Below are 19,782 nucleotides of genomic sequence, written 5' to 3'. Positions count from 1 at the left end.
GTTGACGTTGAAAAGTCTTCGGATGACTTGTGGGTAGGGGTGAAAGGCCAATCAAACTCGGAGATAGCTCGTACTCCCCGAAATGCATTTAGGTGCAGCATCGTGTTAAATAATACAGAGGTAGAGCTACTGATTGGATGAAGGGGTTTCATCACCTACTGATTCCTGACAAACTCCGAATGCTGTTATTATGTTTCACGGTAGTGAGGGCATGGGTGCTAAGGTCCATGTCCAAGAGGGAAACAACCCAGATCATCAGTTAAGGCCCCTAAGTATATATTAAGTTGTACAAACAAGGTTCAGTTACACAGACAGCTAGGATGTTAGCTTGGAAGCAGCTATTCATTTAAAGAGTGCGTAACAGCTCACTAGTCGAGTGATTGAGCGTGGATAATAATCGGGCATAAAATATATCGCCGAAACTATGGGATTGAAAAATCGGTAGGGGAGCATTGTAATAGCGTTGAAGCTGTGTTGTAAGATGCAGTGGAGTCATTACAAAAGAAAATGTAGGTATAAGTAACGATAATGCGGGAGAGAAAACCGCACACCGAAAAACTAAGGGTTCCTCAGCTATGTTAATCAACTGGGGGTTAGTCGGATCCTAAGACGGAATCGAAAGGTGTAGTCGATGGAAAACCGGTTAATATTCCGGTACTTACTTTTATTGCGATAGGGGGGACGGAGTTATGAAACTGTCGCGTACGGATGGAAGTGTACGTTGAAATAGTTAGGTATAAAATATATAGGAAAATCCGTATATTTTGCTGATCTATGATAGTACCGCAAACCTTAGGGAGAGTGGATAGTACAGGTAAGAACTTCCAAGAAAAGCCTCTAAGCTTCAGATAAAAGTAATCCGTACCAAAACCGACACAGGTAGTTAAGGAGAGAATCCTAAGGTGCTCGAGTGATTCACGGCTAAGGAACTAGGCAAAATAAACCTGTAACTTCGGGAGAAAGGTAGCCTTCCTTAGAGAAGGCCGCAGTGAAAATATCCAGACGACTGTTTATCAAAAACATAGGACTCTGCTAAATTGAAAAATGATGTATAGGGTCTGACACCTGCCCAGTACTGGAAGGTTAAAGAAAAAGGTTAGCTTATGCGAAGCTTTTAACTGAAGCCCCAGTAAACGGCGGCCGTAACTATAACGGTCCTAAGGTAGCGAAATTCCTTGTCGGGTAAGTTCCGACCTGCACGAATGGTGTAACGATCTGGAAACTGTCTCAGCCGTGAGCTCGGTGAAATTGTAATATCGGTGAAGATGCCGATTACTCGCAATGGGACGAAAAGACCCTGTGAACCTTTACTATAGCTTCGTATTGATTTTAATTAAAGAATGTGTAGGATAGGTGGGAGACTTTGAAGTATTATCGCTAGGTAATATGGAGTCATCCTTGAAATACCACCCTTTTTTTAATTGAAATCTAACTCAATGAATAACCATTGAGGACATTGCGTGGTGGGTAGTTTGACTGGGGTGGTCGCCTCCAAAAAGGTAACGGAGGCTTCCAAAGGTACCCTCAACACGTTTGGTAATCGTGTGTAGAGTACAATGGCATAAGGGTGCTTGACTGTGAGACATACAAGTCGATCAGGTACGAAAGTAGGGCATAGTGATCCGGTGGTTCCGTATGGAAGGGCCATCGCTCAAAGGATAAAAGGTACTCCGGGGATAACAGGCTAGTCTCCCCCAAGAGCTCACATCGACGGGGAGGTTCGGCACCTCGATGTCGGCTCGTCACATCCTGGGGCTGAAGAAGGTCCCAAGGGTTGGGCTGTTCGCCCATTAAAGTGGCACGCGAGCTGGGTTCAGAACGTCGTGAGACAGTTCGGTCTCTATCTATTGCGAGCGTTAGAAGCTTGAGTGGATCTGATTCTAGTACGAGAGGACCGAATTGGACGAACCTCTGGTGTATCAGTTGTATCGCCAGGTGCATTGCTGAGTAGCTACGTTCGGAAGAGATAAGCACTGAAAGCATATAAGTGCGAAACTCCCCACAAGATTAGGCTTCTTTTAAGGGTCGTTGAAGACGACAACGTTGATAGGCTATAAGTGTAAAGACAGTAATGTCATAGCTGAGTAGTACTAATTACCCATAAGCTTTATTATTTCTTTCTTCATGTGTGTTGTTCTTTTTAAAGTAAGGTGGTTATAGCAATGTGGATCCACCTCTTTCCATTCCGAACAGAGAAGTTAAACACATTAGCGCTGATGGTACTGGTTTTTCCGGGAGAGTAAGTCGCCGCCTTTATTTTTCGGTATAGAGATCTCTTTATGGTCTGCACGAAGAATACTTTCACTTCTATAATAATAGAGACTTTTTAAACCTATTTTCCAAGCTTCTAGATGAACTTTGTTTATAAATCTTGCTGGAGTATTTTGATGAAAAGAAAGATTAATGCTCTGACCTTGATCGATATATTTTTGTCGTATACTTGCTTGTTTGATCAACTCCAATTGATTAATTTCTTTAAAACATCGAAATACATTTTTTTCCTCTTCACTAAGAGACGTTAAACTAAGACAGGATCCTTTATCATTGGCAATTTTTTCCCAAACTTCCGGAAGATTATATCCACTTTTTATGAGAATTTTTTCTAAATAAGGATTTTTACGAATATGCATTCCTTTTGCATCATCATCTACATATATATTAGCAGCTACAGGTTCTACGCCTTGAGAAAGCCCTCCTGCTAATTTAGCAGAACTCCTATTTGGAGCCATAGCCATTAAGGTTAAATTTCTTCTACCTGTTCCTATGTTCCATTCAGATTCTCCGTATTCTTTAGCTAAATATCTAGTAGCTTTTTGAGATTCTAATTGTATATTTCTAAATATATTATGAGTCAATATCTCAGATTTTACGGAAATAAAAGGAATCATTCTAGATTGTAAATAAGAATGCCATCCCAAAGTACCTAAACCTAAAGCTCTACTTTTCTCTGCAAAACGAACAGCATCTTCTATTCCTCGAATATTTTTCCCCTTATTAATAAATTCTTGCAAAACGGCATCAAGAAATAAAATAGCATAAAAAACAGTATTGGTATTCTTCCATTCTACATATTTATATAGATTCAATGAAGAAAGACAACAGACAAGAGTGTGACTTTCATCTGTAGGCAACATAATTTCTGAACAAAGATTACTATGATGGATTTTCAATCCATGTTTTTTCCAATGTTCTGGAATATTCCTATTGGCATTGTCTTTGAAAAAAAGATAAGGTTCTCCAGTTTTTACACGTTCTTTAAGGGTGTTGATCCATAATGTTCTTTCTCTTCCATTCTTATTCAATACTTTTTCCATGAAAGAATTAGAAAGTATCGCACCTTGATGAACATTATGACACTGACGATTAATATCACCTTTAGGTTCTCTTATTTTTAAAAATTCTGGATATTCCTTATGTTCTACATTTAAATAAATAGCTACAGCTCCCCTTCGTGTACTTCCTTGCTTGCTAGCAATAATGGTACTATCGTAGGATTTAATAAAAGGAATAATTCCATCAGAATTTCCTAATGTTCCATTTTTTATAGGACTTCCTACAGGTCTAACAAGACTAAAATCATAAGAGGTTCCTCCACCATGTTTACTTAAAATAGCCATTTCTAAATTTTTTCTGTATATTTCATACATACTATCACCAATACGTCCGGAAAAACAACTAATAGGCAATCCTTTTTCTGTCCCTAAATTAACCATAACTGGAGTAGAAGGGATTAGCCATCCTCTCCATAGAATATTAAAAAATTTTTCTTCTATCTTTGGTTTCTTAAGAATTTTTGCTGCATTTCTAGCCAATCTTTTATACGCTTCAAAAGGAGTTTCTCCATCCAATAAATAACCACCTTTAATTGTTGTTAAATACAGTTCATTATTTGCCCATACAGGGAAATCCTTTTCTACTTTCCATCCTTCTTTTTCTGCAATAGGGTGTGTTTCCATTTTTATTCTGAAATTTCCTTTATTTTTTTTCCTTTTCGATTTTTTCCTTTAATTTTGCCAATCCAGCAATATCTCCAAGAGTAGATCTTTCAAATTTTCTATTATTGCGTTTCTTTTTTTTATCACGATGAATTGCAGTATGAGAAACTATAATCTTTTTATTTTCTTTATTAAAATCAATAACCTGAAAATTAATTTTTTCTCCTTTTTTAAGGATGCTCCCATCTTTTTTTTCCAAAAAACGAAATGGAGCAAATGCTTCTATTTCCATTTCCTCTTCTTGATTTGGATTACTCAATTGTATATATGCTCCCTTATCAAATAAATGGACTATCCTTCCATTATGAATACTCCCTACAGAATAAGTTTTTTCATATTTATCCCATGGGTTTTCTGTCAATTGTTTATGACCTAAATTTAATCTTCTTGTTTGAGGATCTAAAGAAAGAACTATCACTTCTAAGTGATCATTAATATTGCAAAATTCAGAAGGATGTTTGATCTTTCTTCCCCATGAAAGATCATTCGAATAAAGAATGCCAGATATTCCTTTTTCTAATTCCAAGAAAATTCCAAAATTAGTAAATTTTAGAACTGTTCCCACATGTCTGGATCCAACAGTATATTTCTTATGAATATTTATCCAAGGATCTGGAGTTAGCTGCTTGACACTTAAGGACATTTTTCTTTCTTTACGATCTATAGTCAGTATAACAGCTTCTAATTCATCTCCTATTTGTACAAAATCTTGTGTAGAAGATAAATCAGAAGACCAAGACATTTCACTAATATGCAATAAAGCTTCTACACCCGGAATAATTTCTACAAAAGCTCCATAATCAGCTAAAATACTCACTTTCCCTTTTACTTTACTTCCTACTTTTAAATTTTCGTCTAAAGAGTTCCAAGGATGAGGTTGCAATTGTTTCAATCCCAATTGAACGCGATTTTTATCCTTATCTACACCTAAAACAACAAACTTTAATTCTTGTTCTAGTTGTACAACTTCTGTAGGATGATTGATATGATGCCAGCTCATATCGGTAATATGCAATAAAGCATCTACACCTCCTAGATCTACAAAAGCTCCGTAAGGAAGAATATTTTTAATTTTTCCTTCTAAAACTTGACCTTTATCTAACTTAGAGATCATTTCCTTTCTTTGTTCTTCAATATCTTTTTCTATCAGAATCTTATGAGAAACAACAACATTTTTTGTTTTTTGATTGATTTTAACTATTTTCACTTCCATGGTTTTCCCTACATAAGTTTCATAATCTCGAACAGGTTTTACATTAATATGAGATCCTGGTAAAAAACATTCTATATCGAAAATCTCTACGATTAATCCTCCTTTAGTTCTAGCCTCCACATAACCTAAAAGTATTTCTCCTTTTTCATATGCTTCATTGATACGTTGCCAATTCCTTAAGGTTTTTGCCTTTTGATAGGAGAGAATACATTGTCCTTTATAATCCATTTTTACAACCATTACTTCCATATTACTTCCTACTTCAAAATTAAAATTTTCCCTAAATTCTCTAATGGGAATAGATCCTTCTGCTTTGAATCCTATATCTACGATCACATTTCTTTCCGTAATATGCGTTACAATTCCCTTATATATTTCCAATTCTTGTATATTTGGTAAAGTTTCCGCATATATTTTTTCAAACTTTTTTCTTTCTTTCTGTATCTCATTGTTTAAATGTGTCTCGTATTTTGTCCAATCGAAACTTTTTATCTTTTCTTGATTATTCAATTGAGTCCTACTACTATTTACAGATGAATTGTATATTTTTTTTTCGGTTTGATTAGACATATATTTTTATGTTTTTTCCTAAAAAAATGATAAGTTTCGTTTAAGAATACAAAACTAATAATTTTTCATTACATAAAATTTTTGATTTTTCAAAAAATAAGAAACATAAATAACTTAAAGAGCATGTATCTTATCGTCGATACCGAAACAACAGGTTTACCTAAGTCCTATAATATTTCTATTACCGATACCGATAATTGGCCGAGAATCGTGCAAATATCATGGCAACGTCATGATCTTCTAGGAAAATTAATAGAATTTAAAAATTTTATTATAAAACCGGATAATTATGACATTCCTTTTAATTCCTTTAAAATACACGGAATTACTAATGAAAAGGCAGAAAAAGAAGGAATTCCTTTAAATTTTGTTCTTAGTGAATTCAAGAAATCATTTGAAATATCTCAATGTTTAATTGGACATAATTTAGATTTTGATGTAAAAGTTATTGAATGTGAATTTTTTAGGATAAAAGAAGAAATTATATTCAAAAAAAAAAGATTTTTAGATACTAAAGAAGCATCTGTCTATTATTGCAAATTACCTGGTATTAGGAAAAAATTTAAATGGCCTACATTAACAGAATTATATCACAAATTATTTGGAATAGATTTATCGAATTTACATCATAATGCAGGAAATGATGTAAAAGCTACATCTCGTTGTTTTTTAGAACTTCTACGTATTGGGATAATATCATCCAATGATCTTGGAATAGATCAAGAAATAATCATAAAATTTAGAGAAAAATTCCATTCTACTATTTCTTCCTCTATGGTTAGTTTTGACAACCATTATTCCCCAAAAGATGCAGAAAAAAAAATAATAGAAAAGAGAAAAATTAATAATGATAAATTGAAAGTGGAATTAAAAAAAAAAAGATATTCTCATATTCATAATCATACTTCTTTTTCTATTCTTTGTTCAACTATGGATATTCAATCCATGATTGATAAAGCTATATCTTTTAACATGCCTGCTGTTGGGATAACCGATTATGGAAATATGATGGGGTCTTTTCATTTTTTAAATTCTATTCATTCTATAAATAAGAAATATGCTCCATTAAAAAAATCCATTAAAGGAATTATTGGTTGTGAAGTATTTATTTCAAAAAACTATTTACAAAAGAAATTCACTAAAGAACAACCGGATCAACGTTATCATCAAGTATTTTTATCAAAAAATAAAGCTGGATATCACAATTTATCCAAACTTTGTTCCCAGGGATTTATAGAAGGTTTTTATTCTGGAATTCCTAGAATTGGAAAAAATTTGATTGAACAGTATAAGGAAAATTTAATCGCTCTTACCGGAGATATCAATGCAGAAATACCACAGACTATTCTTAATCAAGGAGAAAGAAAAGCGGAAAAGATATTTTTATGGTGGAAAGAATTATTCAAAGAAGATTTTTACATAGAGTTATTACGTCATGGATTAGAAGAAGAAGATTATGTCAACAATATACTACTGAAATTTTCAGAAAAACATCATGTAAAATATATTGTACAAAATAATACTTTTTATTTAGATAAAAAAGATGCTAGTGCTCATGATATATTGCTTTGTGTAAAGAATGGAGAAAGAAAATCAACTCCTATAGGTAGGGGTAGAGGGTATAGATTTGGATTTCCAAATGATGAATTTTTTTTCAAAAGTACAGAGGAAATGAAAGAAATATTTTCGGATCTCCCGGAAGCTTTTGATTTTCTGGATGAATTGGTTGAAAAAATTGAATTTTACAATCTATCAAATAAAACATTACTTCCAAAATTTAAAATACCAAAATTTTTTGAAAATCCTATGGATAAAGTAGATGGAGGAAATAGGGGTGAAAATTTTTTTCTAAGAAGTATTGCATACGAAGGAGCTAAAAAACGTTATAAAAATATTACCAAGGAAATACAGGAAAGAATTCATTTTGAATTAAAAACAATTGAAAAAATTGGATATCCTGGTTATTTTCTTATTGTTCATAATTTTATTTCTAAAGCTAGAAAAATGAATATTTCAGTAGGGCCTGGAAGAGGATCTGTTGCTGGATCTTTAGTCGCTTATTGTATAGGCATTACCGATATAGATCCACTAAAATATAATCTTCTTTTTGAACGATTTTTAAATCCTGATAGAATTTCTTTACCAGATATTGACATTGATTTTGATGATCGAGGACGTGAAAAAATTATTGATTGGGTGGTCCAAAAATATGGAAGAAATCAGGTCGCACAAATCATTACATATGCAACCATGGGAGCAAAATTAGCTATTCGAGATACGGCTCGTGTATTAAATTTATCCTTAAAAGAAACAGATCGTATAGCAAAAATGGTTCCTAATTTACTTTCATTGAAAGTACTATTGTCGAAAGATTATATACTAGAAAAGAGAAGTAAAGAAGAAATGAATAATATAAAAAAACTGAGGAAAATTGCAGAAAATAAAGAAACTTTGGAGGGAAAAATTTTGCATAAAGCAAAAATTTTAGAAGGGTCGATAAGAAGTACAGGAATACATGCTTGTGGAATAATTATAAGTCCATATGATATTAAAGAATATGTTCCAGTATCCGTTTCAAAAGAATCTGATTTACTGCTGACGCAATTCGATAATAATGTAGTAGAACGTGCTGGTCTATTAAAAATGGATTTTCTAGGATTAAAAACTCTTACTATAATTAAAAACTCCTTTAATCTTATCAAAAAACGTATAAATACTGCAGAATTTTCCTTTTCTCTAAAGGATGAAAAAACATATTCTCTTTTTCAAAAGGGAGAAACCGTAGCTGTTTTTCAATATGAATCTCCAGGAATGCAGAAATATTTACGGAAACTTAAGCCTGATAAATTTGAGGATTTAATTGCGATGACTGCATTGTACCGACCTGGTCCATTACAATACATTCCTAATTTTATTTCCAGGAAACATGGAAAAGAAACGATCACCTATGATTTGCCAGAAATGGAAGAATTCTTAAAAGAAACTTATGGAATAACCATATATCAAGAACAGGTTATGTTGATCTCCCAAAAAATAGCAGGTTTTAGCAAAGGAGAGGCGGATTTTCTTAGAAAATCTATGGGGAAAAAACAAAAAGATGAACTAAATAAAATGAAAAATAAGTTCCTTCGCAAGGCTATGAAAAAAGGGTATAAAAAAAATATCTTAGAAAAGATATGGAAAGACTGGGAGTATTTTTCTTGTTATGCTTTTAACAAATCTCATGCTACTTGTTATGCCTATATCGCTTTTCAAACAGCTTATCTAAAAACGCATTTTCCCTGTGAATATATGGCCTCTGTATTAAGCAATAATATGGATAACCTCAAACAAATCACTTACTTTATAAAAGAGTGTAAACGTATGGGGATATCATTGATAGGTCCAGATATCAATGAAAGTGATGCTGGTTTTAAAGTTATGGATAAAAATTGCATTAGATTTGGGATGAGAGGAATAAAAGGGGTAGGAGAGAATGCTGTAAAAACGATTATTCATGAAAGAGAAAAAAATGGCCCATTTTTTTCTATTTTTAATCTGGTAAAACGTATTGATTTACGTATAGTGAATAAGAAAACTTTCGATAGTCTAGTGTTGTCCGGAGCATTGGATGCATTTCATGTACATAGAGAACAGTATTTCCATTTTGAAGAGGGAAGTAAATTCAATACTATAGAGAAAATCATTCAATTTGGATCTAAATACCAAAAAATGAAAAAAAACAATAAAGAAGATATTGAAATAACCCAACCAATGATTACGAAAGTAAAACCATGGAATAGTCTATATAAATTATCCAAAGAGAAAGAAGTATTGGGGGTTTATGCTTCTTCACATCCTTTAGATGATTATTCTTATGAGAGAAAGTATTTTACCAATTCATCCTTAAACCAATTAAATCAAAATGAACACAAGTTTATAGGAAAAAAAATACATATATGTGGTATTTTATCTAAAATAGAAAAAAGAATATATAGTGGAAAAAAATATGGGATATTCTTATTAGAAGACCATCATTCTTCTAAGGAATTTCGTATTTATGGACAACAGTATTTAAAATATGAACATTTACTGTTTAGCAATAGTCTATTATATTTATGTATTTTGATTGATCAATCGAAGTATAAGAAAGAACGTAAAATACATATATTACATATTGAAAGTCTACAGAATGTTCTAAGAAAATTTTCTCATAAACTAGTAATAAGGATCAATATCCATCACTTAGATAATTTTATTGTGAATGATATGGAAAATTTATTCTCTCAACAGATAGGAAATAAAAAACTTCATATTATCCTTTATGATAAGGAAAACAAGGTTTATTTAAATTTTGAATCCAAAAAGTATGGGGTGGATATTAACTCTAATTTTTTAAATAAATTGGAAAAAATAAAAGGTTTGGATTTTTGTTTGAATTAAACAATTAAATTTGTACATACATTTATAGTTTTGTATTCTTATTCTTATATTCTTACAAAAAAGAAAATATGAAAATAAAAGTTAGAATCTCTAATGAAGAGGATACAAAATATGCTTCCTTAATTTGCAAAAAAATAAAGGAATCAGCAAAAAGTAGAGGAACTGGGATTTCTAAAAAAGATCCAGAATATATTAAATCCAAAATGATTAATGGAAATGCAGTTGTTGCTTTCTATAATGGAAAAATAGCAGGGTTTAGTTACCTTGAAGTTTTTCAAAGTAAAGAATTTGTTGTTAATTCTGGTTTAATTGTTTTTCCTGAATTTAGAAAACGAGGATTGGCCAAAATTATAAAAATTGAAATATTTAAACTTTCTAAAAAAAAATTTCCAAATTCTAAAATTTTTAGCATTACAACAAGTAATTCAGTAATTAAAATGAATACGGAATTGGGTTTTAAGCCTGTTAGTTTTAGCGAATTAACTCAATCGGAAGAATTTTGGATGGGATGTAGAAGTTGTGATAATTTCGATATTTTAACCAGAAATAAAAGAAAAATGTGTCTTTGCACTGGTCTTTTATATAATCCAAAAGAAAAAAAAAAGAAATCTTTAACTTATGGAGATAAAATTGTTTTGGCCTATAGTGGTGGTTTAGATACGTCCTATTGTTTGAAATATCTTATCCAACAAAAAGGATATGAGGTGCATACAGTCATTGTTCACACAGGAGGATTTAAAGATAAAGAATTAAAAAAAATTGAAGAGTTAGCTTTAAATATTGGAGCTAAATCACACAAAACTATTGATGCTCTAGAAGAATATTATCAAAATTGCATCAAATATCTTATATTTGGAAATATTCTTAAAAACAATACTTATCCACTTTCAGTAAGTTCAGAAAGAATCTTTCAGGCTATTAAAATTGCACAATATGCGAATCGTATTAAGGCAATAGCGATAGCTCATGGAAGTACGGGAGCTGGGAATGATCAGATTAGATTCGATGTAGCATTTCAAATTATTTGTCCAGAAAAAATTACTTTATCCCCTATAAGAGATTTAAAAATTTCTAGAAAAGAAGAGATTGAATATTTACAAAATAGTGGGATATCCATTGTATGGGATCAATACCAATATTCCATAAATAAAGGAATTTGGGGAACTAGTATTGGAGGAAAAGAAACCTTAAACTCTTCCCAAAAGGTTCCTGATGAGGCTTATACAAAAAAATTAATAAGGAAAGAAAGTGAAAATTTAGAATTAGAATTTGAAAAAGGAGAATTAGTCAGTGTTAATAAAAAAAAAGGAAAAGCTATAAAAAACATCATAAAAATTGAAAGAATAGCTTCCAAATTTTCTATAGGTAGGGGGATTCACATAGGAGATACTATTTTGGGCATTAAGGGGAGAGTAGCATTCGAAGCTTCTGCAGCTATTATTATTATCCAAGCACATCATTTTTTAGAAAAACATATTCTTACGAAATGGCAACTTTATTGGAAGGAGCAATTATCCAATTGGTATGGAATGCTGCTTCATGAAGCTCAATATTTAGACCCTGTTATGCGTGATATAGAGAGGTTTTTAATAAGCACACAGGAACGAATAACTGGAACCGTATATATGATTCTATATCCTTATAGATTTCGTTTAGTTGGAATTAAATCAAAATTTGATTTAATGGAAACCAATATTCACATGGCTCAATACGGAGAAATGAATTATGCTTGGACATCAGAGGATGTCAAAGGTTTTACTAAAATATTGAGTAACCAAATGAAAATGTATCATAATTTAAATAAAAAAAAATAATGATTGAAATAGGAATTATAGGAGGTACAGGATATACTGCTGGAGAATTAATCAGATTAATGATTCATCATCCAAAAGTAAGAATTAATAGTGTAGTTAGCAGAAGTGAACCAGGTAAGTTAATTCATTTTATCCATCAAGACTTATTAGGAGAAATAGGGGATATGAAGTTTACCGATTCTTTAAGGAAGGAAATTGATATAGTATTTCTTTGTTCAGGACATGGACAATCTAGAAAAGAATTAAAAAAGATATCAAAATATATAAAAGTTATTGATCTAAGTAAAGATTTTAGGATGATCAATCAATCTTTTTTCAAAGAGAGAAATTTTATTTATGGATTACCAGAATTACAGAAAGAACTCATTAAAAAATCTGATAGTGTAGCCAATCCAGGATGTTTTTCTACAGCTATTCTTCTAGCTATTTTACCTTTAGCTAAAGAAAAACTATTAAAAAATAATATACATATCAGTGCGATAACTGGTTCCACAGGATCTGGGAAAAGAAATATCTATACGAACAATTTTAGCTGGAGAAATAACAATATTTCTGCTTATAAAATATTTCAACATCAGCATTTAAAAGAAATTAAACAGACTATTCGTCAAGTACAAAATAATTTCTATTCTGAAATTTATTTTATTCCTTATAGAGGAAATTTATCTAGAGGTATTATAGCTACTTTATATACTTCTTCTAGTTTTTCTCTAGAAAAAAATAAGGATATTTATAAGGAATATTATAAAGATCACCCTTTTGTGGAAATATCTGATACAAATGTTGATGTTAAACAGGTTATCAATACCAATAAGTGTATTTTGTATCTTATTAAAGAAAAGGATCAGCTGATTGTTATCAGTGTTATAGACAATCTTATAAAAGGAGCTTCTGGTCAAGCTATACAGAACATGAACCTTCTATTTAATTTAGATGAGACTTGTGGTTTGAAATTGAAATCTGTTCGTTTCTAATCGAAAAAATAAATGGAAATATTTGACGTTTATCCTATTCTAGATGATATAGAATTAGTTAAGAGTAAAGGAATATATGTTTTTGATAAAAAAGGACATAGGTATTTAGATTTCTATGGAGGTCATGCAGTCATTTCTATTGGTCATTCGCATCCATATTATGTTAGAGTATTAACAGAACAAATTAAAAAAATTTCCTATTATTCGAATAGTGTTTTTTTTTATCAAAAAAAAGAATTGGCTCATTTACTTGGTCGTATTTCAGGATATGAGAATTATTCGTTGTTTCTTTGCAATTCTGGTTCTGAATCCAATGAAAATGCATTGAAAATAGCTTCTTTTCATACAGGAAAAAAGAAAGTAGTAGCTTTTAAAGGTTCTTTTCATGGAAGAACTAGCGGAAGTGTATCCGTTACGGATAATTATAAATTTGTATCCACTTTCAATGCGCAACATGAAACTATATTTATAGATTATAAAGATATTTCTACCTTAGAAAAGGAATTAAAAAATAGAGATATTTGTGCTGTAATCACAGAAGGAATACAAGGTTTATCTGGAATTATAGATCCTGGTTTTAATTTTTTTTGTCAAGCTTGGAAACTTTGCAGAAAATACGATACAATTTTTATTATTGATGAGGTTCAAAGTGGGTATGGAAGAACTGGATCTTTTTTTGCTCACCAGTTATATCCTATAAAACCAGATTTAATAACCATTGCTAAAGGAATGGGGAATGGATTCCCAATAGGAGGGGTACTTATACATCCTAGATTTAAACCTTATTACGGAATGTTAGGAACCACGTTTGGTGGAAATCCTCTAGCTTGTGTTGCTGGTATTTCTGTATTAGAAATTATTCAAAAAGAAAATTTAATTGAAAATGCAAGAAAAATGGGAAAAATATTGTTGCAAGAATTACGTATGATTCCTAAAATCAAAAAAATAAGTGGAAGAGGACTTATGTTAGGGTTAGAATTTGATTTTCCTATTCATGATTTGAAAAATATTTTAATTTACAGGGAAAAAGTATTTGTAGGAACATCTAATAACTCATATATTTTACGATTGCTACCTCCATTGAGTATCAATGTTCATCATATAAAATTATTTATTACAAAACTAAAGAGAGCCTTAGCATATCTATAAACGAATGAAAAAAAAAAGAATGGCTATGCTTCTCTTGGAAGATGGAACTAGGTATAAAGCTTATCATTTTGGAGCATACGTATCCTCTTCTGGAGAAGTAGTATTTAATACAGCTATGACCGGTTATACGGAAAGTATGACTGATCCATCTTACAAAGGTCAAATTTTGACTTATACTTATCCTATAATAGGAAATTATGGAATCCCATCTCCTTCTTATAAGGGATCCATCCATGAATTTTATGAATCCGATAAGGTTCAAGTATCTGGACTAATTATCTCATATTATTCCAACCGTCCGTATCATTGGAATATGTATGCTTCTCTATCTGATTGGTTAGAAGAAAATGGTATTCCTGGATTATATGGAATAGATACCCGATTTATTGCACAAAAACTTATAAAAAAAGGAGGATCTATGTTAGGTAAAATTTTAATGGGAAAAGAAGATCTTCCTTTTTATGATCCTAATCAGGATAATCTTTCTAAAAAAGTTTCTACCTATGAGAAAATAATCTATGGAAATGGAAAATATAAAATATTGCTTGTTGATTTTGGATTAAAGAATAATATTTTACGTTGTTTATTGCGTAGAAATTGTACTATTATAAGGGTTCCATGGGATTATGATTTTACAAAAGAAGAATATGATGGACTGGTTCTTTCCAATGGACCTGGAAATCCAAAGATATATGAAAAACCCATATCCTATATTCGTCTTGCTATGAAAAAAGAACGACCTATATTTGGTATATGTTTAGGCAATCAACTTTTAGGTATTGCTGCAGGAGCCGATACTTATAAACTACAATATGCACATAGAGGACATAATCTCCCAGTTGTATTTATGGAAACAGGACAAAATTTTATTACATCACAAAATCATGGATATGTTTTGGATACTGCCAATATTGCTGGAGAATGGAAAACGTTTTTTAAAAATTTAAATGATAATACTTGCGAAGGAATCATTCATGATTGTAAACCTTTTTTTTCGGTTCAATTTCATCCAGAAGCATCCAGTGGACCTACGGATACAGAATTTATATTCGATTTTTTTATCAATTCGATTGTCTCTTCTTACAAAAAAGTATTATGAAATGAAAATGGATAAAGTACTTATATTGGGATCAGGGGCATTAAAGATAGGAGAAGCTGGTGAATTTGATTATTCTGGGACACAAGCTTTAAAAGCTCTCAAAGAGGAGAAAATTTATACCATATTGATTAATCCAAATATTGCGACTGTTCAAACTTCGAAAGAAGTTGCTGATAAAGTTTATTTTCTCCCTCTCACCTATTTTTTTATAAAAAGTGTTATAGAAAAAGAAAAACCGAAAGGTATTTTACTTTCTTTTGGAGGACAAACTGCATTGAATTGTGGAATACAACTTTTTAAAGAAGGGATTATAGAAAAATATAAAATTAAAGTTTTAGGAACGTCCATTGAATCTATAATCCACAGTGAAGATAGATATTTATTTAGAAATAGGTTGACCGGTATTAATATAAAAACGGCAAAAAGTTTTGTAGTCCATTCCATGGATCATGCCATTTCCTATTCTTTAAAGATAGGGTTTCCTATTATAATTAGATCTTCTTATACACTTGGAGGTTTAGGAAGTGGTTTCGCAAAAAATATTCATGAATTAAAAAAAATTGTCAGTAAAGCTTTCTCTTATTCTTCCAAAGTTGTTGTAGAAGAGTATCTGGAAGGATGGAAAGAAATTGAATATGAAATAGTTAGAGATAAATACAACAATTGTATTGCTGTATGTAATATGGAGAACTTGGATCCTATAGGGATTCATACGGGGGAAAGTATTGTAGTAGCACCGTCACAGACTTTAACCAATTCTGAATATTATAGTTTAAGAAAATTAGCTTTTCATATAGCTAGAAATTTTGATATTATTGGAGAATGTAATGTTCAATTTGCATTAGATCCTAGATCGGAAGATTATCGTGTTATTGAAGTAAACGCACGTCTGTCTCGTTCTAGCGCTCTTGCTTCTAAAGCAACGGGTTATCCATTAGCTTTTATTTCCGCAAAATTAGCTATAGGATATGGATTGCATGAATTAAAGAATTCCGTGAATAATACTTATGCTTTTTTTGAACCAGCATTAGATTATGTAGTATGTAAAATTCCGAGGTGGGATTTAAACAAATTTTATGGGGTTTCCAATAAAATTGGAAGCAGTATGAAAAGTGTAGGAGAAGTGATGGCTATTGGAAAATCGTTTGAAGAGGCCTTACAAAAGGGGATTCGTATGTTAGATATTGGAATGCTAGGATTCATAAATCCTAAAAAAAAAATGGGATCTACTCGTTCTATTAAAGAATATTTGAAAAAACCTACCGATCAAAGAGTTCTATTTATAGAAGAAGCTTTTGAAGAGGGAATTTCTATCCGAGAAATACATAATCTTACAAAAATAGATCCATGGTTTTTATACCAATTGGATAACATTTTTCAAACAAAAAAAGAAATTTCCTCTTATGAAAATTGGATAAATATTCCGGATGAATTATTCCGGAAAGCTAAGAAGGAAGGTTTTTCTGATATGCAAATAGCTAGTATATTCATTGATAAAGACGGTAGTAATAATGGAATTGATGATATGGAGGAAAAAATAAGAAAATATAGAAAAGAAAAAGGAATTATCCCATATGTTCGACAAATTGATACTTTAGCTTCTGAATATCCATCCACTTATTTGTATTTAACCTACCATGCTATTCAACACGATATTCTTTATGAAGAAGACGAAAAATCTGTAATTGTTTTAGGTTCTGGAGTTTATAAAATAGGTAGTAGTGTTGAATTTGATTGGTGTTGTGTCAATACCTTAAATGTTCTTAAGAAAGAATCTTATAGATCAATAATGATTAATTACAATCCAGAAACAGTTAGCACAGATTTTGATGTTTGTGATCGTTTATATTTTGAAGAGCTAACTTTAGAACGTATATTGGATATCATTGATTTAGAAAAACCAAAAGGAACAATAGTTTCTATGGGAGGACAAATACCCAATAACTTAGTTTTAAAACTTTATGAAAAAAAAGTAAATATTCTAGGTACCTCTCCTATTGCTATAGACGAAGTTGAAAATAGAAATAAGTTTTCTAACGCTATGGATTTTTTAGGGATAGGACAACCTAGATGGAAAGAATTATCAGATTGGGATAGTATTTATAAATTTGTAGAAGAAGTAGATTATCCTATATTAGTTAGACCATCCTATGTTCTTTCAGGTTCGGATATGAATGTCATTTCTAATTCTGAAGAACTTCATCATTATCTTCGGGGTAAAGATTTTATTGATTCCAAATTAGTTATAACAGAATTTATAAAAAATGCAAAAGAAATTGAATTGGATGCTGTTTCTCAAAATGGAGAAATATTGTATTATGCTATATCGGAACATGTAGAATTTGCTGGAGTACATTCAGGAGATGCAACTTTGGTATATCCTCCGCATAATTTATATTTATCTACATTAAAGGAAATCATCCGTATATCTAAAAAAATAGCCAAATATTTTGATATATCTGGACCTTTTAATATTCAATTTTTATCTAAGGATAATAAATTAAAAGTAATTGAATGCAATTTGAGAGCTTCCAGGAGTTTTCCTTTTGTATCCAAAGTCTCTCATTTTAACATGATAGAACTAGCTACTCAAGTACTTCTTGGAAAGAAAAAAAAGAAAACAGAACCTAATTTTTTTACTACGAATTTCTTAGGGATAAAAGCATCCCAATTTTCTTTTTCCAGTTTACAAGATTCTGATCCTATTTTAGGGGTGGATATGACTTCTACGGGAGAAGTAGGATGTTTAGGGTATACTTTTGATGAAGCTCTTTTAAAATCTATGCTTTCTGTTGGTTATACTATTCCAAAAAAAAATATTCTTATATCTGTAGGGCCAATTGGATCTAAATTAGATCTTTTAGACATGATTAAACTTTTGCATAAAAAAAAATATATATTATTTGCTACAGAAGGGACAAATAGTTTTTTATCCGATTATGGAATTCCCTCAATAAGGGTTCATTGGCCAAATGTAAATGTAAGAAAATCTTCAAATGTTCTTGATTTGATAAAGGATAGAAAATTCGATCTTATTATCAATATCCCAAAAAATATAAGTAAATCAGAGTTGGATAATGATTATGCAATAAGACGTTATTCCGTAGATTTTAATATTCCTCTACTAACTAATGCGCGTTTGGCTAAGGCTTTTATACAAGCTTTTTGTAATAAATCTATGGATCAATTATTTATAACATCTTGGGATGAATATCGATAAATTTATGAAAAATTTTTTATTCTTGACTCTTTTTTTGTTGGCTTTTATTCCTACTACAATTGAAGCCATAGAAGGAGATCCTGAAAAAGGAAAAGAACTTTTTAAAAAGAATTGCACTTCTTGCCATTCCATAGATTTAGAAAAGAAAATGATAGGACCAGCACTATCTGGGATAACTGAAAAAAGAAGTAGAGAATGGTTGCATAAATGGATTGTTGATAATGAATCTTTAAGAAAAAGTGGAGATAGAGAGGCGATAGCTATTTATAAAGAGTATGGAAATGTAAAAATGAATTCTTTTCCTCAATTATCTGAACAGCAAATAGACGATATATTATATTTTATTAAGAAACCAAAAAAAACTACTAAGAAAGAAAAAAAAGGGAAAAAAGAAAATATAGAACTTTCCCAAGATCAATTTTTAATTAAAATAATTATTTTTGGCCTCAGTGTTTTATCTTTAATCCTACTTTGGATTCTTTATAAAATTCATGTTCTCACTCATTTATTAAGTGAAGATCTCTTTATTCATGAAAAAAAGAAAAAAAATTTTTGGACATCCATCTTTTTATTTTTCTATAAATTTTTAGGAAAAACAAAGAAAAATTGGTATTTTTTATCTTGTTCTATAGGTTCTTTATTTCTATTAGTAATATATGGAATATGGTATTTTTTAATGCAAATAGATGTAAATAAAGGATATAAACCAGTGCAGCCTATTTACTTCTCTCATAAAATTCATTCTGGAATTAATGGAATTGATTGTCAATATTGCCATTCCATAGCAAAATATAGTAAAGTATCTGGAATTCCTTCCGCAAATATTTGTATGAATTGCCATATTACTATAGATGAATATAAAGATGATTATATAGAAAAAGGAAAAAGTAGAGAGGAATACAATAAAGAAATACAAAAAATATATTATGCAGTAGGATGGAATCCAGAAAAAAGAGAATATTCTAAAAAAACTCATCCCATCCAATGGATACGTATACACAATATGCCTGATTTTGTACATTTTGATCATTCTCAACATATAATAACTGGAGAAAAGATGATAAAAAAATCAAAAAAAGTGGATTTAACTTGTAACGCTTGTCATGGAGAAGTTCAAAATATGGATCAAATAGAAATGGCCAATAATTTTACCATGGAATGGTGTATATCTTGTCATAGGAATACAGAAATCGATACTAATAATCAATATTACAAAGAATATTTTTATGATTTGATCAAAAAGAGAAAAGGGGAAAAAATAACCGTAGATATGATTGGGGGAATAGAATGCGCTAAATGTCATTATTGACGATAGTGACTGACTAT

At 30.8% G+C, this 19,782-nt stretch carries 8 protein-coding genes, 2 rRNA genes and 1 pseudogene (1 of these 11 only partly in view); 9 read left to right on the top strand and 2 right to left on the bottom strand.

Annotated features, from left to right (window positions below; translation table 11 throughout):
- A 23S ribosomal RNA gene (locus MADAR_RS01525) occupies positions 1-2,114 on the top strand (it extends 774 nt beyond the left edge of the window).
- Between the two features lie 32 nt (positions 2,115-2,146).
- Positions 2,147-2,256 (top strand): 5S ribosomal RNA (gene rrf, locus MADAR_RS01520).
- A 59-nt stretch (positions 2,257-2,315) separates the two neighbouring features.
- Here the strand turns inward: rrf and MADAR_RS01515 are convergent.
- Together MADAR_RS01515 and rpsA are read right to left on the bottom strand one after the other, a co-directional pair.
- Positions 2,316-3,956 (bottom strand): annotated as a pseudogene (locus tag MADAR_RS01515) (ribonucleoside-diphosphate reductase subunit alpha); the annotation flags it as partial.
- Between the two features lie 19 nt (positions 3,957-3,975).
- Positions 3,976-5,778, bottom strand: coding sequence for a 30S ribosomal protein S1 (rpsA, locus tag MADAR_RS01510; RefSeq protein WP_014158775.1), 1,803 nt, complete (start codon positions 5,776-5,778; stop codon positions 3,976-3,978).
- A gap of 123 nt (positions 5,779-5,901) precedes the next feature.
- Between rpsA and dnaE the strand changes: the two genes are divergently transcribed.
- The 7 genes from dnaE to MADAR_RS01475 all read left to right on the top strand — a co-directional run bounded on the left by dnaE (position 5,902) and on the right by MADAR_RS01475 (position 19,765).
- On the top strand, positions 5,902-10,200 hold the full coding sequence (gene dnaE, locus MADAR_RS01505; RefSeq protein WP_014158774.1) for a DNA polymerase III subunit alpha: 4,299 nt from the start codon (positions 5,902-5,904) through the stop codon (positions 10,198-10,200).
- Positions 10,201-10,268: 68 nt separating this feature from the next.
- On the top strand, positions 10,269-12,014 hold the full coding sequence (locus MADAR_RS01500; protein ID WP_014158773.1) for an argininosuccinate synthase domain-containing protein: 1,746 nt from the start codon (positions 10,269-10,271) through the stop codon (positions 12,012-12,014).
- Positions 12,014-12,988: an N-acetyl-gamma-glutamyl-phosphate reductase gene (argC, locus tag MADAR_RS01495; RefSeq protein ID WP_014158772.1), complete on the top strand. Its 975-nt coding sequence runs from the start codon at positions 12,014-12,016 to the stop codon at positions 12,986-12,988. The genes MADAR_RS01500 and argC overlap by 1 nt, the downstream gene beginning before the upstream one ends.
- Before the next feature lie 12 nt (positions 12,989-13,000).
- The gene (locus tag MADAR_RS01490) at positions 13,001-14,137 is read left to right on the top strand and encodes an aspartate aminotransferase family protein (protein WP_014158771.1); all 1,137 of its coding nucleotides are present in this window, start codon (positions 13,001-13,003) and stop codon (positions 14,135-14,137) included.
- Positions 14,138-14,156: 19 nt separating this feature from the next.
- Entirely contained in the window at positions 14,157-15,236 is a 1,080-nt protein-coding gene (carA, locus tag MADAR_RS01485; RefSeq protein ID WP_238523375.1) for a glutamine-hydrolyzing carbamoyl-phosphate synthase small subunit, read from the top strand.
- A 1-nt stretch (position 15,237) separates the two neighbouring features.
- Positions 15,238-18,456, top strand: a complete 3,219-nt coding sequence (gene carB / locus MADAR_RS01480) for a carbamoyl-phosphate synthase (glutamine-hydrolyzing) large subunit (RefSeq protein WP_014158769.1) — start codon at positions 15,238-15,240, stop codon at positions 18,454-18,456.
- Between the two features lie 4 nt (positions 18,457-18,460).
- Positions 18,461-19,765 (top strand): c-type cytochrome, encoded by a 1,305-nt coding sequence (locus tag MADAR_RS01475; RefSeq protein ID WP_148256091.1) that lies wholly within the window; start codon positions 18,461-18,463, stop codon positions 19,763-19,765.
- Positions 19,766-19,782 lie beyond the last annotated feature (17 nt).

Origin of the sequence: Blattabacterium sp. (Mastotermes darwiniensis) str. MADAR, assembly GCF_000233435.1 — a bacterium.
GTDB lineage: Bacteria > Bacteroidota > Bacteroidia > Flavobacteriales > Blattabacteriaceae > Blattabacterium.
This window is presented reverse-complemented; position numbering and strand designations above follow the sequence as displayed.